A 19,004-nucleotide genomic window follows, 5' to 3' on the forward strand; every position below is an offset into this window, starting at 1 on the left:
AGACTTGTGTGTGTTAAACATATGGGTCTCTTTTTTGTTAGTAGGAGGTAACAATGCCCCAGAAATTTTATAACCAAAAGATTGAAAATGTAGCTCAGGAGTTGTCAACATCAACTAGTCAAGGTTTGCAGACCAGTCAGATTAGTGCCTTGCGTGCAAAATACGGCACTAATAGTTTGGCCAGTAAAAAGAAAACCAGTATTTGGCAACGTTTTTTAGCGCAATTCAAAGACTTCATGATCATCGTTTTGATAGTTGCAGCGCTACTTTCAGGTTTTGTCGCACAAGAATGGACAGATGCTGCAATAATTATGATTGTGGTTATTTTGAACGCGGTTCTAGGTGTCTTCCAAGAAACACGCTCAGAAGAAGCAATTAACGCATTAAAGAAAATGGCTACTCCCAATGCTCATGTTCGGCGAGATGGTCAGATTGTTGAAATTCCCAGTCCAGAATTACTGCCAGGTGATGTTGTTTTACTTGAGGCAGGCGATGTGGTTCCCGCGGATTTGCGTTTAACTGTTACTAAGAGCCTTAAAATTGAAGAATCTGCTTTAACCGGTGAATCAGTTCCAGTTGACAAAAATGTCGAGCCTATTAATGACGAAAAGGTGGCACTGGCAGACCAAGATAATATGGCTTTTGCCAATACCAATGTGACCTATGGTCGCGGTGAAGGTATAGTTACTGAAACGGGAATGAACACTGAAGTCGGTAAAATTGCCACAATGCTTAATAATACCGATGAAACGGATACACCTTTAAAGCGCAACCTTAACCAGTTGGGTAAGACACTGACGATCATGATTCTGCTAATTTGTGCTGTGGTATTCGTAGTAGGCTTTTTTACCAAAAAGGGAACAGAACCAACAGATAAATTAGCAATTGATATGTTCTTAGTTGCCGTGTCACTTGCAGTTGCAGCTATTCCAGAAGGACTGCCGGCCATTGTTACTATTATTTTGGCATTAGGCACGCAGGTAATGGCGAAACATAATTCTATTGTGCGCAAGTTACCTGCAGTTGAAACCTTGGGCGCAACAGACATCATTTGTTCCGACAAAACTGGTACCTTAACCCAAAATAAAATGACAGTTGAGCAGATTTATTATGATAATCAAGCACATAAATCTTCCAGCAGTATTAGTCATGATAATCATGCTTTAATGGCGATGGTTTTAGCTAATGATTCTAAACTTGATGAAAGTAATCAGTTGCTGGGTGATCCTACCGAAACTGCCCTAATTCAATACGCTCTTGATCAAAAGATCGATGTGCATAACCTACTTGCAAGTCATAAAAGACTGCAGGAAGTACCGTTTGATTCTGGCCGTAAACTGATGAGCACCGTCAATGAAGACAATGGAAATTACTTTGTAGCAGTTAAAGGAGCACCGGATCAGCTGCTGAAACGAGTAACGCAGATTGAACTAGATGGCAAAGTTAGTGCAATTAGTGAAAAGCAAAAAGACGAAATTATGCTTGCTAATCAAAATATGGCTAAAAATGCGCTGCGAGTTCTGGGCCTAGCCTATAAACCTATTGCAAAGCTATACGATGATCCTTCAACTGACAATGTTGAACAAGATTTAATTTTTGCAGGTTTAGTGGGGATGATCGATCCGGAACGGCCAGAAGCCAAAAAGGCCATTGTTGAAGCCCATAATGCCGGAATTAGGACCGTTATGATTACAGGTGACTTTCAGGTAACTGCACAGGCGATTGCGGAAAGATTAGGGATTTTAAAACCGGGCGAAGATGAACGAGTTGTTACCGGTGCACAACTGGATGAATTTAGTGATGAATATCTGGAAAAGCACGTAACAGATTTTAACGTTTATGCCAGAGTTTCACCCGAACATAAAGTCCGTATTGTCAAGGCTTGGCAGGCACAAGGCAAAATTGTGGCTATGACAGGCGATGGCGTTAATGACGCTCCTAGTTTGAAGCAGGCTGATATTGGGATAGGTATGGGGATTACCGGTACCGAAGTTTCAAAAGGGGCCAGTGATATGGTTTTGGCAGATGATAACTTTGCTACGATCGTTGAAGCCGTTAAACAAGGACGTAAAGTCTTTAGCAATATCCAAAAGGCCATCCTTTACTTGATGAGTTGTAACGTTGGTGAAGTTCTAACTGTGTTCATGATGACCATGCTGGGCTGGGATATCTTAGCTCCTGTTCAGTTATTGTGGATTAACTTAGTTACGGACACGCTGCCGGCTATTGCTCTAGGTCTTGAACCAGTTGAAAAAGGTATCATGAAGCGGACACCACGGGGTAAAAAATCAAACTTCTTCAGTGGTGGAGTCGCAAGCTCGATTGTTTACCAGGGAATTTTAGAAGGTGCTATTGTTTTAACTACTTATCAGTTAGGATTAAATTTTGGCCCTCATATGAATGAAGCTAACTTACAACATGGTGATGCATTAACTATGGCCTTTCTTACGCTAGGCTTAATTCAACTGTTTCATGCTTTCAATTCTAAGTATATTCACCAGTCTATCTTTTCAAGAAGAACATTTGCCAATAAATGGTTTAACTGGGCAATATTAATTTCTGCCGTGGTAATGGCGGCAGTAGAGTTGCCATTTATGACAAAATTCTTTGATGTCACAGAATTGAATTCCACACAATGGTTGATAGTTTTAGGTGCCGGAATTTGTATGATCGTGATAGTTGAAATTGTCAAAGCATGTCAACGTCTAGTGGGCAAAAAATAAAAAGCTAACTATAATAAAAAAGCTCCGTAATCTTAATTTAGATTGCGGAACTTTTTTAGTTTATTTTGAAACAAGATCAGCTATTTTTTGTAAATATTCAGCATCAATTTGGTCAAATCTATTGAAACTATTGCTGTCAAGGTCAAGAACTGCAAGTAAGCTGTTATTTTTGATAAGCGGAACGACAATTTCAGAATTTGTAGCCGCATCACACGCAATATGACCGGAAAATTCGTGAACATTGGGCACAATTTGAATTTGCTGAGTTTTGGCAGCTACACCGCAAACTCCCTTTCCGATTGGAATATGCATGCAAGCAATAGGTCCCTGAAATGGTCCTAAAATTAATTCTTTATCTTTAAAACGATAGAAACCTGCATAACTAACATCAGGTAAGCTATTGTAAAGCAGCGAACTGATGTTACTCATATTGGCAATTAAATCATGCTCATTTTGGAGCAAATTATCAGCCTGTTTCAAAATTAACTTGTAATCTTTTATTTTATCCATAAGTATTCTCCTAATGAAAGTGTAAGCTAGTTTAGCTCTTTTTAAAAGTGCCAATCTGTAATTCAAAATAAATTTCTCACAGATATTTTTAATGATAATTGCTTTTTTTGACAAAAAAATATTAGTATTGAACATACAATATAGCCATCATTATTTATTGTTTGCTTATATGGCAGGCACTAACAGACTTTTAGTTTGACGTGAATCAAACAGAGCTTTGTCTAAATTTTTATTAAAAAAACTGTATCACTTTTAAAATTCTTAACCGTTATAGTAAAATAGAAACTACAACTTATTATTTCATGCATTGATTATGAAAGGGGCGATGACAATGTCGATGATAGAGTTCCATAACGTGCAAAAATTTTATGGCCATTTTCATGCACTGCACGACATTAATTTACAGATTGATCAAGGTGAAACGGTGGTTCTGATCGGGCCATCCGGTTCTGGTAAAAGTACACTTGTACGGACCGTTAATGGACTTGAATCAATCCAGAAGGGTAAGTTGGTAGTTAACGGTCACGATCTTTCTGACCCAAAGACTAATCTCAATATTTTACGTAGTGATGTTGGGATGGTTTTCCAGCACTTTAATTTGTACAAGAATAAAGACGTATTGGAAAATATTATGCTGGCACCTAGAATAGTAAGTCATATTCCTGAAGAGGAAAATAAAAAACAGGCGTTAGACTTGCTCGATATGGTTGGGTTACGCAAATGGGCACATAATATGCCTTCACAGATTTCTGGTGGTCAAAAGCAGCGTGTTGCAATAGCACGAACTCTGGCAATGAAGCCAAAGCTTATCTTATATGATGAACCAACTTCTGCTCTTGATCCGGAAATGATTGATGATGTTTTACAAGTTATGAAGAAAGTTACCAACGAAAGTGGTATGACTTCATTAATCGTTACTCACGAAATGGGCTTTGCCAAAGAGGTGGCTAATAGAGTTATCTTCATGGATCAGGGTCGGATTGTTGAGGATGATGATAGCGAGAGCTTCTTTAAACAGCCAAAGACGGAGCGGGCACAACAATTTTTGAGTAAAATTATTTCTCACTAAGGAGGCCAATTATGAAAAAGAAATTTTGGCTACTTCCTTTATTGGCATGTATTTTAATGTTAACCGGCTGTGGTAAAAGCGTTAATGATCAATCCGTTTTAAAAAATGCTAAGCAATCTAATACGATTGTTTGGGGTGTTAAAGGTGACGTTAAGCTTTTCGGCTTAATCGATGTTCGTGATGGCCAGCAAAAAGGTTTTGACGTTGATATGGCTAAACATATTACGAAGCATATTTTAGGTCCTCAGGGTAAGGCAGAATTTGTCACTACAACCTCTCAATCCAGAATTCCACTTTTGAAGAATGGTAACGTGGATGCGGTAATTGCTACTATGTCGATTACGCCAGAGCGTAAAAAGATTATTTCTTTTTCAAAGTCATACTTTGATGCTGGTCAATCTCTGTTAGTTCCTAAAAACTCTTCAATTAAGAGTACCAAGGATTTAAATGGTAAGACAGTTATCGGTGTTGTGGGTGCCAACTCGGTTGCAAACATAAAAAAGGTAGCTCCCAAAGCTAAAGTGATTGAATTGCAGGATTATGCCCAAGCAATGAATGCATTGAAGTCACATCAAGGAGATGCTCTTACTACTGATAACGGAATTTTATTTGGTTTGGCAGTGCAGAACCCGGGCTACGAAGTTCGTGGTGGCACTTTTACTGTTGAACCTTACGGTGTTGCGGTTAATAAGGGACAAACCTCATTTACTGAAGCTGTAGACAAGGCAGTACTTGAAATGCAGCGTAACGGTGAATATAATCGCTTAATTAAAAAGTGGTTTGGCGACGTTCCAGGATTTAAGTATAAGGAGCTGTATCGCCGATGATTAATATTTTTTCAAAATTCAGCAGCCAGCTATTTGTAGGCTTAGGCTGGACAGTATTATCTAGTGTAATTGCTCTATTTTTCAGTTTAATAATTGGAACAATTTTTGCAATTATGGAAGTTCTTCCAAGTAAAGTAATGCGTGTAATTGGCCATGCATATGTAGAAATTATGCGTAACATTCCTTTGCTTGTAATCACTATGTTTTTCTATCTAGTAATTCCGATGTATGTTGTCAAAATCAATGGCTTTACTGCAGGAACTATTGGCTTAACACTCTATACTTCTGCCTTTATTGCGGAGACAATTCGTTCAGGTATTCAATCGGTCTCTAACGGGCAAATGGAGGGAGCCAGATCAACCGGTATGACCTATTGGCAGGCAATGCGTTACATTATTTTGCCTCAGGCATTTAAAATAGTAATTCCGCCTTTAGGTAATCAATTCGTTAACTTAGTTAAAAACTCTTCAGTTTTAGCCTTTGTTGCAGGGTTTGATTTGATGTACCAGGCAAACTCAATTGCGTCTACTACTTTTGACACCATTAACAGTTATTTAGTTGTAGGTGTTTTATACCTGATCGTTACTTTGCCAATTAGCTACTACATGCGACACTTAGAAAAGAAATTAGGTTAGAAGGAGGTATTAGAAAATGCAAAATTGGATTAATGCCTTTTCATGGCTTAATGTGCGCTTTTTGTTAATGGGCCTCTGGGTAACTATTTATATTTCAGTAATTTCAGTTATCTTAAGTTTCATTTTTGGCTCAATTTTAGGCATAATCAGGTATTCTAAAATAAAGTATGTTTCACAGATTGTTGGTTTTGTAATTGATATTATTCGTAATATTCCGTTACTTCTAATTATCTTCTTTACTTACTTTGGACTACCTAACTTTGGCTTAAGACCAGAAACAATTCCAGCAGCGATAATCGCCATGACTGTTTTCGAATCGAGTATGATTGCTGAAATTGTACGTTCGGGTATTCAGTCTGTTTCTGTTGGTCAAATGGAAGGGGCACGGTCTACAGGGATGTCATTTGTACAAGCACTATGGCATGTTGTTTTGCCACAAGCTTACAAGAATATGGTTCCTGCAATTATTAGTCAGTTTGTTTCCCTCATTAAGGATACATCTCTAGCAACGATTATTGTTGTTCCTGAAATGATGCAACATGCACAAGTTATTTACGGACAAAATGCAAACTATATCTTACCAATGTTTGCTGCACTTGCAGTTTTATATTTTGCTGTTTGTTTTACATTATCAATTATTGGTAATGTGATTGGTAAGCACTTGTCTTAAAGGAAAATCGTTTTATTATTTAAAGCATTTCACTAATTGTGAGGTGCTTTTTTTAGTATTTAAGAAGCTGCTAGAAATATTTATTATTAGATAATCATATATGTTAAAATACTATAAAGATAAAAACTAAATTTAAAAGGGAGAACTTATGCCTCGTCCTAAAACCAAACAAGAATTAATAGATGCAAGTAATGCATCTTACCAAAAGATTGTTGCTTTGATTTCTAAGTTGCCGGAAGATGCTCGCACAGGTAGCTTCAACTTTGATACTAGTAAATTAAAAGAAGCCCATTGGAAAAGAGATCGCAATGTTCGTGACGTGTTGATTCATTTATATGAATGGCAGAGATTATTACTGGAATGGGTTAAAAACAATCAGGCCGGTCATGCACAAGAATTTTTACCAGAAGGGTACAATTGGCGCAATTATGGTGAAATGAATCAGCAATTTTGGGAAAAGCACCAAGCTACTGCGCTAGATGAAGCTGAAAAATTATTGGCAGAAAGTCATAAGCAAACAATGGCATTGCTTGATACTTTTACTGACGATCAACTTTTTCAAAAGAATGTATTTTCCTGGACAGGAACAAACGCTTTAGGTACGTACTTTATTGCAAATACTTCCAGTCATTATGAGTGGGCGCTGAAAAAATTGCGTAAATATCAAAGATCATTGAAATAAATGTAACTAAAAGCATAAAGATTAGCATTGCTCTGAAAGTACTGACCATTTTTTTAATGTTCATTGTTTTACCCTTACTTTTATTATTTGCAGCAGTAGAAATTAATATTTGCTTTAATGTTTTACAAAATAAAAAATGATAGCTGGAACTACGTTCAACGGCTATCATTTTTTTGTTAGTCAATAATTATTTTTACTTTGTTACTAATAATAAAACTAGGAAAGCTAATGTATCGAACAAGAAATGGACTAAGAAGCTTACCCAGATATTGTGGGTTTTGATAAAAGCCCAGTTTAAAACCAGACGTGTAAATGCTAATCCTAAAATAACATAACCCAAATTGTAATCATAAGTTGACAAATGAAGTAAAGCAAATATTAAAGCTGAAGCAATATTGCCCCAGAAAAGCGGGAGTGGCATGTGCATAGAATCAGCTAATTGGGTCACAGCTAACAGTGGCATAATTGCTAAAAACTCTTCACCTAATATTTGAATCGCACTGCTGAAGCGTTGATAAATGAAAATGAGCCAAACGTGGGGTGTACTCATAGTTAATCCTGCGGCTGCATTGCCGGAAACAGCACCAAACAACTTCTGAGAAATCGCTCCTGAAACAACGGATACGAAATAAGCTAAAATGAAAAAGACTAGCACCCACAGCCATTCTTTGGCACGAGGAGTATGAAATAATTGCTGCCATTTACTCCCAGTAGCAATTTGCACTCCAATTATTTGAATTATCAGAAAGACAGTTACTATTAAGATTTGAAAGCCTGCTGCTATTAAAGTGGGATGATTTTCGTCGAAAATTAGAGAATCCGGGATTTGCACACCTGGCATAATCAAACAGCAGTATGCTATTAAATTTGAGAGCAATATTATCAGCCATTTTTTACCAGATAATTTATATGAACTATTTGAATTGTTAACCATGTTTATTCTTCCTTTTGTTTTTGATTTTATATTGTTATTTTGCAAAAGACAATTTGCTGGCTTGTGAAAGCATCACAAAGTAAATTTAATTTTTAGCTAAATTGCCTTGCGTTAAAATTCAAAAATAACCTATAAATTAATAAACTTTCTGGCTAAGTGCTACAATTATCTTTGGAAGCTAACAGTATTTTTATTTGTTTTATATTAAATTTAAAACCAGCAGTCATCAACTTTATATCTCAAAATATATTTATTTAACTAATTAAGAAGGTTCATTATATGAAAAAAGTCACAATTAATAATCAAGTATTACCAGCGCTGGGAATAGGTACTTGGGAAATAGGAGATGATCCTAAACTTCGAGATGAAGAAATAGCAGCAATTAGAGCCGGTCTTGATGCAGGCTTAAGTGTGATTGACACCGCTGAAATGTACGGAAATGGTCGCTCTGAAGAGTTGGTGGGGGAAGCCATTAAACCATATCAACGCGCAAAAATCTTCTTGATTTCTAAAGTTTTACCGCAAAATGCGTCTAGATCAAAAATGCGGCAAAGTTTGCAAAACAGTTTGCAAAGGCTCCAAACTGATTATCTGGATTTATATCTATATCATTGGCGGGGAATGGTACCTTTATCTGAGACCGTTTCTGAATTGCAAGCTTTACAAAATGAGGGACTAATTCGCTCTTGGGGCGTATCGAACTTTGATATAGACGATATGGAAGAATTATGGCAACTGCCGGAAGGCCAAAATTGTGTAGTTAATGAGGACTTATATAATTTAGAAACCAGGGGAATTGAATATAGTCTTTTACCTTGGCAAAGAGAGCATCACGTTCCACTAATTGCTTATAGTCCTTTAGGACGTGGACCAAAAATGGGCAGTACAATGATGAAAAATGAGGCAGTTTTACAAGTTGCTGAGAAACACGAGGCAAGTGCTTATCAAATTTTACTTGCCTGGGTAATGCAACAGCCCGATGTTTTGGCAATACCAAAGAGCAGTAGCTCAAAGCATTTATTATCTAATCTGAAAGCGTTAGATATTGAGCTAACCCCAGAAGACTTGCAAATTTTAGAAAAGGCATATCCTAAGCCTGAACACAAAGAGCCCCTGGCAATTTATTAAAACGAGTTTCGACAGTTCTTTTAAACACTAATCATTAAAAAACTAAAAAATAAAGTAAAAAAGCTTGAGTTATCTCAGGCTTTTTCTGTACCCTTATACTAGGTAATAAATTGGGAAGTTAAATAATGAAAAGTTTTTTATTTCGTTTATATTTGTTGGCAATGAAAATGATTGCTCGTTTTTCACCAATACAAAACAATAAAGTGGTTGTTCTTAATGGTGCAGGTCGTTCTGGCTCCAATGGCTATCTGTTTGGTAAATATTTACAAAAAAGCCATCCCGAATATGAGGTTACTATTGTAGAACCTTGGCCATCGTCACATTTGCCACTTAAAACTTGGCGAAAAATTGGGGCAGCGAAATTTGTGTTCACCACACATCAGCCGTTCAAAGTTCATGCCAGGCAGGTTAATATCCAATTTTGGCATGGTATACCACTTAAACGCATGGGCTTCATGGCTAATAATACTAGTTCCAAGGTTGACCAGCGCAATGCTAAGTTGTGGCAAAAGAATGCTGATATAGTTTGCTCAAGCAGCGATTTATATGAAAGCTTAATGAGTGCCTGCTGCGGAATTGAATCTAATAAGTATCACAAAGCGGGTTTTCCTCGTATTGATGCTTTGAAAAACCCAGTTATTAGTAAAAAACAGCTACTTGGTGATTTATTTAAAACCGAGGATAATGAGGCGCAAATTGGTATTTATATGCCAACATTTCGTTATGAAATGGAAGACAACCAAATTATGGACCAGGTTCAACAGGGTAATTTTTTAACTCTGTTTGATTTTAACATTGAGCAGTTAAATAATTCATTAAAAAAGAATCACCAATATTTAGTAGTGAAGCTGCATCCTTATGAAATGAAACTTTTTAAGCATTTGCAGAGTGATTATTCTAATATTGCCTTTCTTAATAATGATTATTTATATCAGCAAGATATTGACCTTTATGAGCTTTTGGGTAATACTGCTTTTCTGATTACAGATTTTTCCTCAATTTATTTTGATTATTTAAATATTGATAAGCCGATAATATTTATAACCAATTATTTACGGCAATACGAAGAAAAGCGTGGCCTTTTAATGGGACCTTATGAAGAAATTGTACCTGGAATATGTGTAAAGACACAGCAAGAACTCTTGCAAGCACTTACAAGGCCCGATCGCTACGGGGCGAAACGTCGTTACTGGTTAGAATTAACAAATCAGGTTCAAGACCAATCAAGTTGCGCAAATGTAGTTCAGTTGTTAAAGAGTATTTAGAGGGTAAGTTGTGAAAAGAACTTTTTTAAACATTCTGTATAATGCGGTTTACCAAATTTTTCTGGTATTAGTACCGTTAATAACAGTTCCCTATCTTTCAAGAATTTTAGGTCCCAAAACATATGGGATATACAGCAACGTCAATAATATTGTTCAGTTTTTAATGATTTTCTGTACTCTTTCAGTGTCCTATATTGGGATGAGGACAATTTCTCAGATTAGAGCCTTTGGCAGCGAGCAGGATTTAACCAAGGCCTTTTGGGGCTTATGGTATTTTCAGGCCATAGCTGGATTCGTCACAATAGTGATAGTAATTGCTGTTACCAGCTTTTTTAAGATTAAGTATGGGCAATATTTACTATTAATGGTGCCCTATCTTATTTCAGCTCAAGTTGATATTTCGTGGTTTTTTCAGGGATTAGCTGATTTTGGCCGTGTGGTTTTAAAAAATACTGCGGTTAAGCTGGTCTCTGTTATCCTAATTTTATTATGGGTAAAAAGTCCGGGTGATCTCTGGAAGTACATGTTGATCATGTCAGTTTCAACAATGCTGGGTTCATTTGTTTTTTGGTTTGACATTCACCGCTATGTTGGTGGACCGGTCAGACATTTCTATCAATACCGCGCGACTGTTAAAGCAATCATTACCCTGTTAATTCCCCAAATTGCTACCCAAATTTATACCTCGCTTGATAAACCTATTTTGGGTCTTTTTCAAAATTCAACCCAGGTTGCTTTTTATGACAATTCCCAAAGAATTTCTAACATGGTTTTGGGTATTGTCACTAGTATATCCTTGGTAATCATGCCTAAAATGGCGGGTGAGGGGAAGAAAGAACAACGAATAGTTTTAAAAAAGTCCCTTGAAGCGACGGTTATGCTGGGCACTTTGTTTGCAGTTATTATTATGGCTAATACCAAGGAATTTGTACCCTTCTTTTTCGGTCATAAATTCATTCCTATGACGCCATTGATGTTTTTCTTTACTCTCACTATCATTATGATTCCAACTGGCGGAGTATTCGCTAATCAATTTGCGCTTGCCAATCATCGAGATCGCGATTATGCCATTCCAGTCATAGTTGGTGCTTTCTTGGAAGTAATATTAAGCTATTTTCTGGATCAACTGTACGGTGCAACAGGTGCTATGATAGCAATTTTAATAACCGAGTTTATAGTTTTACTTTTGCGTTTGTGGATTGTGCGGGATGGTTATGATTTTAAATACTCTTTTCGTGAAATTCCTAAGTATTTTATAATTGCCGTTATTGTTTTGGCAGTGGGTCTTCTTTTACCCCAAATGTTTGCTTCGGCATTTCTTAATATGCTCTGCAAATCGATCATTATGTTTGTTTTATATATCGCGTTAATGTTTTTATTAAAACTCGATTTTAACCAAGACATAATTTTATTATTGAAAAAATTTTTTACCAGAGGTTAATAAATGATTCCCAAAATAATTCATTATGTGTGGGTAGGGGGTAACCCTAAACCACAAAATATTCAGCGTTGCATGAAGACCTGGTCAAAACACTTGCAGGATTATCAAATTATTGAATGGAACGAACACAATTTTGATATTCACGAAAATAAATATGTAGAACAAGCATATCAAGCTAAAAAATGGGCCTTTGTTTCAGATTACATTCGAGCTAAAGCAGTCTATGAAATGGGCGGTATCTATCTGGATACGGATGTTTTGGTTTTGGATAATTTACACGATTTGTTAAATAATAAAGCTTTTGTCGGCTTTGAAAATAAGGAAAATCCTTTTACAGCAGTATTTGGAGCGGAAAAAGGTCACCCACTGATTAAAGACATGCTTTCTTATTATGATGACCGTAATTTTACGTTTGACAAACAAGACCAATTAGCAGGAGTTAATACTGTTTCCGTATCTGACATTTTAAAAAATAAATATGGTGCTCAGCCTAATAACAAGGAGCAGCAATTGCAGACCGGTATACACGTTTATCCGGATGGCGTACTTTGTAATCCTTCTGCGCAGTCAAAGACCATCCATGTTTTTACCGGAACATGGATGGAAGGAGCTAAGCCACTGAAAAGAAAAATAGTGACAGCTCTGAAAGTCAGGATCAAAACGAAAAAAGAGGCAGCACTATATGCCAAAGTTTTCAGATAATCTGACTGAAGAAGAATTACAGAACCTGGTGCAAGAAATTTCTCTTAAATATTTTGGCAGACAGTTTAAGCACCAAGTAAAAATTAATAAGCGCATGACAACAACTGGTGGTCGGTATCATTTAGATGATCACCACATTGAAATTAATGCGCATTTTTTAGTGCCGCAATATTATCAAGAATTGATTGGCATAATTAAGCACGAATTGACGCATTACCACTTACATTTAAATCACAGAGGATATCGTCATCAAGACCATGATTTTAAAGTTTTACTTAATAAAGTTGGTGGTTCAAGGTATGCACCGGATATTGGTCTCAGACGCAAAAGCAAAGCAAAATACTTATACGTTTGCACAGTTTGCGGACAAAAATATTGGCGAGTTCGCTGGCTAGATTTACGACGATATGCGTGTGGTCATTGTAAAGGTAAATTGAAGCTGGTTAACCACAGATGAATTAAAAACAATTTTTCAGTTTTTTTGTTTGACAAAATGTTAGGTACCAAACTATAATTATCTTATAAAATATATTAGGTACCTAACTTTTTATTATTTTATTAAAGGAGCTTAATATGAGTCAAGCAAGTGATCAATTAATGAAACAACTTCATTTTATTATGCGTGCCAGTCGCTACTACATGTTTCAGAATAAAGAGCCGATATCTGGTCAAAAACGAGTTTTAGCAATCTTAAAGTTGGAAGACGGCCTAACCCAAAATTATTTAGCTGAAATTTTGGCTTTGAAACCCGGGTCTTTAGCAGAATTATTGAAAAAAATGGAGTTAAAAGGCGATATTCGACGTAAAGTTGATGAGCAGGATAAACGGGTTAAACGAGTTTACCTTACAGAAAATGGCAAAGAAAAGGCCGCAAAGTTGGCTGAACAAAAAGACAAGCAAGATACTGCGCCATTTTTTGCCGGTTTAACTGCAGAAGAGCAAGACCAATTCGGTCAGTATTTAGCAAAAATTGCTGCGGGCTGGGATGATGATTTTAAGGATAAAGCCAGTTCTTTTGTTGATCCGGCCTATCGAATGGAAAGAATTAAAAAATGGCGTGAATATGCTGCTGAGCATCATTTTTCAAGATCAGATATGCGCGCTATGTGTCATCATATGCATGAACGGCATCACTACCATCATGACTGCCCTCGCGAAGATTTTAACAGAAATTATTGCAATTATGATAAGATGCACGGTTATGACCGCGACTTTTGGCGAAAATTTTGGCATAATGAAGATGAAGATTTATAATTAGCAACATGATTAAAGTTTTTCAATTATTGAAAAACTTTTTTATTTAGTCTAAATAAGGAAAGCCGGTATCTTTTATGGCATTTGGGTCACGTAAAGATGGAAAGCAAAATGTTAAAATTAGTGACTTTTTAGACCTGCTAAAAAGTTTAAATGTGAAAAAGTCTTTGTTCATAATTGGTTTACTACTTAGTCTTGTCACAAGTGCAGCCAATTTAGCATTACCTTTATTAACCAGGCAGCTGGTGGACACTAGTAAATGGGATAACTTTAATTATTCAAGTTTAATTATTATCATTGTAGTTTTTGTGTTGCAGCTAGTTTTAGGAACTTTGGGCGGATATGTACTGCGCTATTTTGGTGAAAGCGTAGTCAAGACCCTGCGTGAACGCTTATGGGCTCACCTGTTAAAATTACCTGTTATTTATTTTGATGCTAATAAAGTGGGTGAAAGCAGCTCGCGACTAGTCAATGATACTGGAATAATAAAAGATTTACTGGCTTCACAGTTTCCTAATTTTATTACCGGCGCAATCCAATTATTTTTCTCATTAATCATTTTATTTGTGATGGATTGGGAAATGGCCACCTTAATGTTTGTCGTAGTTCCTATTGTGGTAGTAATTTTATTACCGGTTGGTCGCATAATGGTGAGACTAGGTCGGAAACTACAAGCGGAAACAGCCAAATTTAATGGTGAGGTCAGTGAAAAACTATCTGAGGTCCGCTTAATTAAATCCAGTAACGGCGAAAAACATGAGCAGGAAGCTGGTAATCACCGAATCAATAAAATTTTCACCATTGGAGTTTTAGACGCACGCGTCGAAGCTGTTTTACAGCCAATCATTATGACCTTGATGATGGCTGCTTTTGCCGGCATTTTGGCTTTTGGCATTATTCGCGTTGGTCAAGGTTCTTTAACAAGTGGTTCATTAGTGGCCTTTTTACTGTACTTATTTAATGTTATTGGCCCTGTTGCCAATTTTGCCACCTTTTTCTCCCAGATTCAAAAAGCCTTAGGCTCAACTGAACGTATCCAAGAAATTTTACGAATAGAGCCCGAAAAGAATTTGGGTCAACAGACCTGCGATTTAACTAATAAAACTTTAACTGCACAAAATCTGAATTTCAGCTATGTGAAAAATGAACCAGTTTTACAGTCAATTTCATTTGTTTCACGACCCAATTCTGTGATTGCTTTTGCTGGTCCCAGCGGTGGCGGGAAGTCAACTATTTTTGCATTACTAGAGCGGTTTTACCAACCGGATAGTGGCAAAATTACTATTGGGAAGCAGGATATCCAAGATATTGACCTGGCAAATTGGCGCTGCCAAATAGGCTATGTTTCTCAAAATAGTGCTATTTTTTCTGGTACAATTCGGGAAAACCTGGTTTATGGTTTAACTAAAAAGATGACCGATGAAGATCTTTGGCATGGACTTTCTTTGGCTTATGCGGACCAATTTGTCCGTGAATTTCCTGATCAGATGGAGACTGAAATAGGTGAGCGCGGAATTAAGCTCTCTGGTGGTCAAAAGCAACGCTTAGCTATTGCCCGAGCTTTTTTACGTGATCCCAAGATTTTAATGCTGGATGAAGCTACTGCGAGTCTCGATTCAGAATCAGAGGGAAAAGTGCAACAAGCACTCGATAAACTGATGGTTAACAGAACTACTTTGGTAATTGCGCACCGACTGGCGACGATTGTTAATGCCGATCAAATATATTTTATAGAACACGGTAAGGTTACAGGCCATGGCACCCATCACGAATTGATGCAAAAGCATAGTTTATACGCTAAGTATGTCACCGAGCAGATGGTAAATTAACCGCTTTTACATAAAAATGATTAAGAAAACTCTTGTGCTAAATTCAATTTTGGGTTATAGTATTGAATGTGTTGCGGGCATGGCGGAATGGCAGACGCGCAAGACTAAGGATCTTGTGATCGCTTTTAGATCGTGGAAGTTCGAGTCTTCTTGCCCGCATTTGCTTTAATGGAGCTTTGGCTCCATTTTTTTGTGCTTAATTTATTTTTGAGCAGATTTATTTTGCAACCAACTAACTTTATTTTAAAAATTAATTATATTGCATAGTTTTATAATTAAGAGAGGTTATACTTAAGAAGAGATTTTTTAAAAGCAAGGGAAAACAAATGGCGAGAAAACGAAGAAGCAAGAAGTTATCTAATACAGCAATCATTATGCGCACTTTTATTATTTTATTTTTGTTAATAATTGCTTTTGTGGCTTTTCGTTATTATCGGAGGCAGGCAATTCAGTCTGAACAGATTAGACAAGAGCAGCTTGCGCGTGAAGAGGCAAGGCAAAAGATTATCAGACAGCATAAGGCCTTTATCCGTGAAATTGGCCCGATAGCTAAAGAAGTGGATAAATCTTTTGATCTTTTACCTAGTATTACAATTGCCCAAGCCTGTCTCGAAAGTGATTATGGTAAAAGCGATCTTTCGCAAAAATACAATAACCTCTTTGGTGTCAAAGGCAATAACCCTAATACCTCTGCTGTCTTGAAAACCAAAGAATTTGAAAAAGGCAAGTGGATTGAAATTAAAGCTCGTTTTCAAATTTATGACTCTTATGAAGCTTCAATCAGGGCACATGCGCGCTTGTTCCAAAAAGGGACAACTTGGGATGCCAAGCAGTACCGACACGTTCTGGCAGCCAAAAATTATGAGGCTCAGGCTCATGCTTTAGTCAAAGACGGCTATGCCACCGACCCTGATTATGCGGACAAACTGATTAAATTAATTGAAGAATACAATCTTGACCGTTTTGATAAATAGAATGCACAGGGGAGCAAATACAATTACGATTTTTGGTACAATAGAAGAGTTATAAATTTTGGGGTGAGAGGATTCAGAATGAGCGTAGAATCAATTTTAAAGGGTTTAAATCCACAGCAAAAAAAAGCAGTACAGATTACAGAAGGGCCTTTATTAGTCGTTGCTGGAGCTGGTTCCGGGAAAACGTCTGTGCTAACGCGGCGAATTGCCTATCTAGTTGCTGAAAAAGGGATCGCGCCTTGGAATATTTTGGCTATTACTTTTACCAATAAAGCTGCTACTGAAATGAAAGAGCGTGAATATCAGTTATTGGGCCAGCAGGCTGACAGTATCTGGATGTCGACTTTTCATGCTCTTTGTGTCCGTATATTAAGACGGGATGCCGAAAAAATTGGTTATAGCGGTAATTTTTCGATTGCTGATTCAGCTGAACAGCTCACTTTAATTAAACATATCCAAAAAGAGCAAAATATTAATCCCAAAATGTATGAACCACGGAGGATTTTGTCTGCCATTTCCAATGGCAAAAATGATTTACTTACTCCAGATGCATTTTCAGCCAGCGCTGCCTCACCTTTTGAAAAAATAACTGCTCAAGTGTATCAGGAGTATCAAAAACGCCTAAAGAATGATCAAATTATGGACTTTGATGATTTGATTATGCAAACTCTGGTCTTATTCAAAAAGGCTCCGACAGTTTTACATTATTATCAAAATAAATTTCGTTATTTACTGGTAGATGAATACCAGGATACCAACCAGGCACAATACGAACTGTGTCATGCTTTAGCTGCACAATATAAAAATATCTGTGTTGTCGGTGATGCGGATCAGTCAATCTATGGCTGGCGCGGTGCCAACATGGAAAACATTATGAATTTTGAGCAGGACTATCATGATGATGGCGTGCAAACTGTCAAACTGGAGCAAAATTACCGTTCAACTGGCCATATTTTAGCAGCTGCTAATGCCGTAATTAAGAATAATCGTAACCGCAAAGCCAAAAAGCTGTGGACGGACCAAGGTGAAGGTGCAAAAGTAACTTATTATCGCGCCCAAAGTGGCGACGATGAAGCGCACTTTATTATTGCCAAAATTCAAGAAGAGGTAAAAGAGAAAAAGCGCTCTTACCACGATTTTGCGGTATTATACCGCACTAATGCGCAATCCAGAACAGTTGAGGAGTCCTTTGTTAAGTCAAATGTTCCTTACCAAATTGTTGGTGGGCATAAATTCTATGATAGAAAAGAAATCATGGATATTATGGCTTATTTAAAGTTAGTAGCTAATCCCAGTGATTCCATGAGTTTCAACCGGATTATTAACACCCCTAAGCGCGGTATTGGACCAGTTAGTGTGCGGCGTTTTATGGACTTTGCCCGTGATAACAATTTATCAATTTTAAAAGCCTTTGATCACATTAGTATGTCGGGCGTTACTGCTCGGGCAGCCGCCAGACTAAGTGATTTTGGCGCTAAACTACGCGATGCGATTAATTTTGCTAAAGATCATACAGTTACTGGTCTGACTGAAAAAATACTGCAGGACTTTGGCTATACTGCTGCCTTGAAAGCTGAACATACAATTGAAGCAGAAACTAGATTAGAAAACCTGGATGAATTTTTGTCTGTTACTAAGCGTTTTGACGATGAATATGAAGAAAATGATGACGCTGAAAATGCTTTGAGTGACTTTTTGTCCGAGGTTTCTCTTTTAAGTGACCAAGATGATTTGGCCAATAATGATGATCAAGTTGCGTTAATGACATTACACGCCGCAAAGGGGCTGGAATTCCCAGTAGTCTTTTTAGTGGGAATGGAAGATGGACTTTTTCCTTTGTCACGCGCTTTGATGGAAGATGATCAGCTGGAAGAAGAGCGCAGATTGGCTTATGTGGGTATTACCCGAGCTAAGCGCGAACTGTTTTTAACCAATGCCTACTCACGTATGATGTATGGCAGAATGCAAAATAATCCTCCTTCCAGATTTTTGGCAGAAATTGATCAAGACGATCTGAATATTGAAAATTCCGTTCCAATTACTTTGACTAGTGCTAACTTGCAAGCTGAAACTGCACCATTTGCTAATAGAGATGAACGGGCACGTGCACAAGTTTATACTCCCAAAGTTAAACCTGCTGGTGCAGTAGGAGCAGAGAAAAAAGGCTGGAATGTCGGCGACCAGGTAGAGCATAAGTCCTGGGGCAGAGGCGTTGTAACTAAAGTTAACGGCAAGGGCGAAGATATGGAGCTTGACATTGCTTTTAGTGGTAAAGGAATCAAGCGGCTTCTAGCAGCATTTGCACCAATTAAAAAGGTATAATAAAAGCAGAAATAAAAAAATAGTTTTAAATCAGGAGGA

General features: G+C 37.2%; 17 protein-coding genes and 1 tRNA gene. 16 read left to right on the forward strand and 2 right to left on the reverse strand.

Annotated elements, in window-relative coordinates; translation table 11 throughout:
• Positions 1–53 precede the first annotated feature (53 nt).
• Entirely contained in the window at positions 54–2,723 is a 2,670-nt protein-coding gene (locus H3R29_RS06150; RefSeq protein WP_198202792.1) for a calcium-translocating P-type ATPase, PMCA-type, read from the forward strand.
• 60 nt (positions 2,724–2,783) lie between these two features.
• Here the strand turns inward: H3R29_RS06150 and H3R29_RS06155 are convergent, their stop codons facing one another.
• Positions 2,784–3,233: a GAF domain-containing protein gene (locus tag H3R29_RS06155; protein ID WP_122025781.1), complete on the reverse strand. Its 450-nt coding sequence runs from the start codon at positions 3,231–3,233 to the stop codon at positions 2,784–2,786.
• 331 nt (positions 3,234–3,564) lie between these two features.
• Here H3R29_RS06155 and H3R29_RS06160 point away from each other — a divergent pair, with 331 nt between their 5' ends.
• The 5 genes from H3R29_RS06160 (at position 3,565) to H3R29_RS06180 (ending at position 7,116) form a co-directional block, all read left to right on the forward strand.
• Entirely contained in the window at positions 3,565–4,302 is a 738-nt protein-coding gene (locus H3R29_RS06160; RefSeq protein WP_122025782.1) for an amino acid ABC transporter ATP-binding protein, read from the forward strand.
• A gap of 11 nt (positions 4,303–4,313) precedes the next feature.
• Positions 4,314–5,129, forward strand: a complete 816-nt coding sequence (locus H3R29_RS06165) for a glutamate ABC transporter substrate-binding protein (RefSeq protein WP_110445784.1) — start codon at positions 4,314–4,316, stop codon at positions 5,127–5,129.
• Positions 5,126–5,764: an amino acid ABC transporter permease gene (locus H3R29_RS06170; protein ID WP_046324514.1), complete on the forward strand. Its 639-nt coding sequence runs from the start codon at positions 5,126–5,128 to the stop codon at positions 5,762–5,764. Before H3R29_RS06165 ends, H3R29_RS06170 begins: the two co-directional genes overlap by 4 nt.
• A gap of 16 nt (positions 5,765–5,780) precedes the next feature.
• Positions 5,781–6,434 (forward strand): amino acid ABC transporter permease, encoded by a 654-nt coding sequence (locus H3R29_RS06175; protein ID WP_046324515.1) that lies wholly within the window; start codon positions 5,781–5,783, stop codon positions 6,432–6,434.
• 148 nt (positions 6,435–6,582) lie between these two features.
• The gene (locus tag H3R29_RS06180; protein ID WP_122025785.1) at positions 6,583–7,116 is read left to right on the forward strand and encodes a ClbS/DfsB family four-helix bundle protein; all 534 of its coding nucleotides are present in this window, start codon (positions 6,583–6,585) and stop codon (positions 7,114–7,116) included.
• A gap of 193 nt (positions 7,117–7,309) precedes the next feature.
• Here H3R29_RS06180 and H3R29_RS06185 read toward each other — a convergent pair whose 3' ends face one another.
• The gene (locus H3R29_RS06185) at positions 7,310–8,050 is read right to left on the reverse strand and encodes a CPBP family intramembrane glutamic endopeptidase (RefSeq protein WP_198202793.1); all 741 of its coding nucleotides are present in this window, start codon (positions 8,048–8,050) and stop codon (positions 7,310–7,312) included.
• A 279-nt stretch (positions 8,051–8,329) separates the two neighbouring features.
• Between H3R29_RS06185 and H3R29_RS06190 the strand changes: the two genes are divergently transcribed.
• The 10 genes from H3R29_RS06190 (at position 8,330) to pcrA (ending at position 18,965) form a co-directional block, all read left to right on the forward strand.
• Positions 8,330–9,178 carry an aldo/keto reductase gene (locus tag H3R29_RS06190; RefSeq protein WP_198202794.1) on the forward strand — a complete coding sequence of 283 codons (849 nt, stop codon included), beginning with the start codon at positions 8,330–8,332 and terminating at the stop codon, positions 9,176–9,178.
• Between the two features lie 125 nt (positions 9,179–9,303).
• The gene (locus tag H3R29_RS06195; RefSeq protein ID WP_198202795.1) at positions 9,304–10,443 is read left to right on the forward strand and encodes a CDP-glycerol glycerophosphotransferase family protein; all 1,140 of its coding nucleotides are present in this window, start codon (positions 9,304–9,306) and stop codon (positions 10,441–10,443) included.
• A gap of 10 nt (positions 10,444–10,453) precedes the next feature.
• Positions 10,454–11,884, forward strand: a complete 1,431-nt coding sequence (locus tag H3R29_RS06200) for an oligosaccharide flippase family protein (protein WP_198202796.1) — start codon at positions 10,454–10,456, stop codon at positions 11,882–11,884.
• Positions 11,885–11,887: 3 nt separating this feature from the next.
• The gene (locus tag H3R29_RS06205; protein ID WP_198202797.1) at positions 11,888–12,586 is read left to right on the forward strand and encodes a glycosyltransferase family 32 protein; all 699 of its coding nucleotides are present in this window, start codon (positions 11,888–11,890) and stop codon (positions 12,584–12,586) included.
• Position 12,587: 1 nt separating this feature from the next.
• On the forward strand, positions 12,588–13,043 hold the full coding sequence (locus H3R29_RS06210) for a SprT family protein (protein WP_198202875.1): 456 nt from the start codon (positions 12,588–12,590) through the stop codon (positions 13,041–13,043).
• Positions 13,044–13,159: 116 nt separating this feature from the next.
• A complete protein-coding gene (locus H3R29_RS06215; RefSeq protein ID WP_198202798.1) occupies positions 13,160–13,840 on the forward strand; it encodes a MarR family winged helix-turn-helix transcriptional regulator in 681 nt (226 codons plus the stop codon).
• Between the two features lie 77 nt (positions 13,841–13,917).
• The gene (locus tag H3R29_RS06220; protein ID WP_198202799.1) at positions 13,918–15,669 is read left to right on the forward strand and encodes an ABC transporter ATP-binding protein; all 1,752 of its coding nucleotides are present in this window, start codon (positions 13,918–13,920) and stop codon (positions 15,667–15,669) included.
• Positions 15,670–15,742: 73 nt separating this feature from the next.
• Positions 15,743–15,828 (forward strand) — tRNA-Leu (locus tag H3R29_RS06225).
• Between the two features lie 167 nt (positions 15,829–15,995).
• Entirely contained in the window at positions 15,996–16,643 is a 648-nt protein-coding gene (locus tag H3R29_RS06230) for a glycoside hydrolase family 73 protein (RefSeq protein ID WP_110445793.1), read from the forward strand.
• 78 nt (positions 16,644–16,721) lie between these two features.
• Positions 16,722–18,965 (forward strand): DNA helicase PcrA, encoded by a 2,244-nt coding sequence (pcrA, locus tag H3R29_RS06235; RefSeq protein ID WP_198202800.1) that lies wholly within the window; start codon positions 16,722–16,724, stop codon positions 18,963–18,965.
• The last annotated feature ends 39 nt before the right edge of the window (positions 18,966–19,004 follow it).

Source organism: Lactobacillus sp. M0393, from assembly GCF_016102025.1.
Lineage (GTDB): Bacteria > Bacillota > Bacilli > Lactobacillales > Lactobacillaceae > Lactobacillus > Lactobacillus melliventris.

What these genes read in the sequence shown, in the direction of transcription:
- H3R29_RS06150 (WP_198202792.1), top strand. Translation starts at nt 54, where the DNA reads ATGCCCCAGAAATTTTATAACCAAAAGATTGAAAATGTAGCTCAGGAG.
- H3R29_RS06155 (WP_122025781.1), bottom strand. Translation starts at nt 3,233, where the DNA reads ATGGATAAAATAAAAGATTACAAGTTAATTTTGAAACAGGCTGATAAT.
- H3R29_RS06160 (WP_122025782.1), top strand. Translation starts at nt 3,565, where the DNA reads ATGTCGATGATAGAGTTCCATAACGTGCAAAAATTTTATGGCCATTTT.
- H3R29_RS06165 (WP_110445784.1), top strand. Translation starts at nt 4,314, where the DNA reads ATGAAAAAGAAATTTTGGCTACTTCCTTTATTGGCATGTATTTTAATG.
- H3R29_RS06170 (WP_046324514.1), top strand. Translation starts at nt 5,126, where the DNA reads ATGATTAATATTTTTTCAAAATTCAGCAGCCAGCTATTTGTAGGCTTA.
- H3R29_RS06175 (WP_046324515.1), top strand. Translation starts at nt 5,781, where the DNA reads ATGCAAAATTGGATTAATGCCTTTTCATGGCTTAATGTGCGCTTTTTG.
- H3R29_RS06180 (WP_122025785.1), top strand. Translation starts at nt 6,583, where the DNA reads ATGCCTCGTCCTAAAACCAAACAAGAATTAATAGATGCAAGTAATGCA.
- H3R29_RS06185 (WP_198202793.1), bottom strand. Translation starts at nt 8,050, where the DNA reads ATGGTTAACAATTCAAATAGTTCATATAAATTATCTGGTAAAAAATGG.
- H3R29_RS06190 (WP_198202794.1), top strand. Translation starts at nt 8,330, where the DNA reads ATGAAAAAAGTCACAATTAATAATCAAGTATTACCAGCGCTGGGAATA.
- H3R29_RS06195 (WP_198202795.1), top strand. Translation starts at nt 9,304, where the DNA reads ATGAAAAGTTTTTTATTTCGTTTATATTTGTTGGCAATGAAAATGATT.
- H3R29_RS06205 (WP_198202797.1), top strand. Translation starts at nt 11,888, where the DNA reads ATGATTCCCAAAATAATTCATTATGTGTGGGTAGGGGGTAACCCTAAA.
- H3R29_RS06215 (WP_198202798.1), top strand. Translation starts at nt 13,160, where the DNA reads ATGAGTCAAGCAAGTGATCAATTAATGAAACAACTTCATTTTATTATG.
- H3R29_RS06220 (WP_198202799.1), top strand. Translation starts at nt 13,918, where the DNA reads ATGGCATTTGGGTCACGTAAAGATGGAAAGCAAAATGTTAAAATTAGT.
- H3R29_RS06230 (WP_110445793.1), top strand. Translation starts at nt 15,996, where the DNA reads ATGGCGAGAAAACGAAGAAGCAAGAAGTTATCTAATACAGCAATCATT.
- pcrA (WP_198202800.1), top strand. Translation starts at nt 16,722, where the DNA reads ATGAGCGTAGAATCAATTTTAAAGGGTTTAAATCCACAGCAAAAAAAA.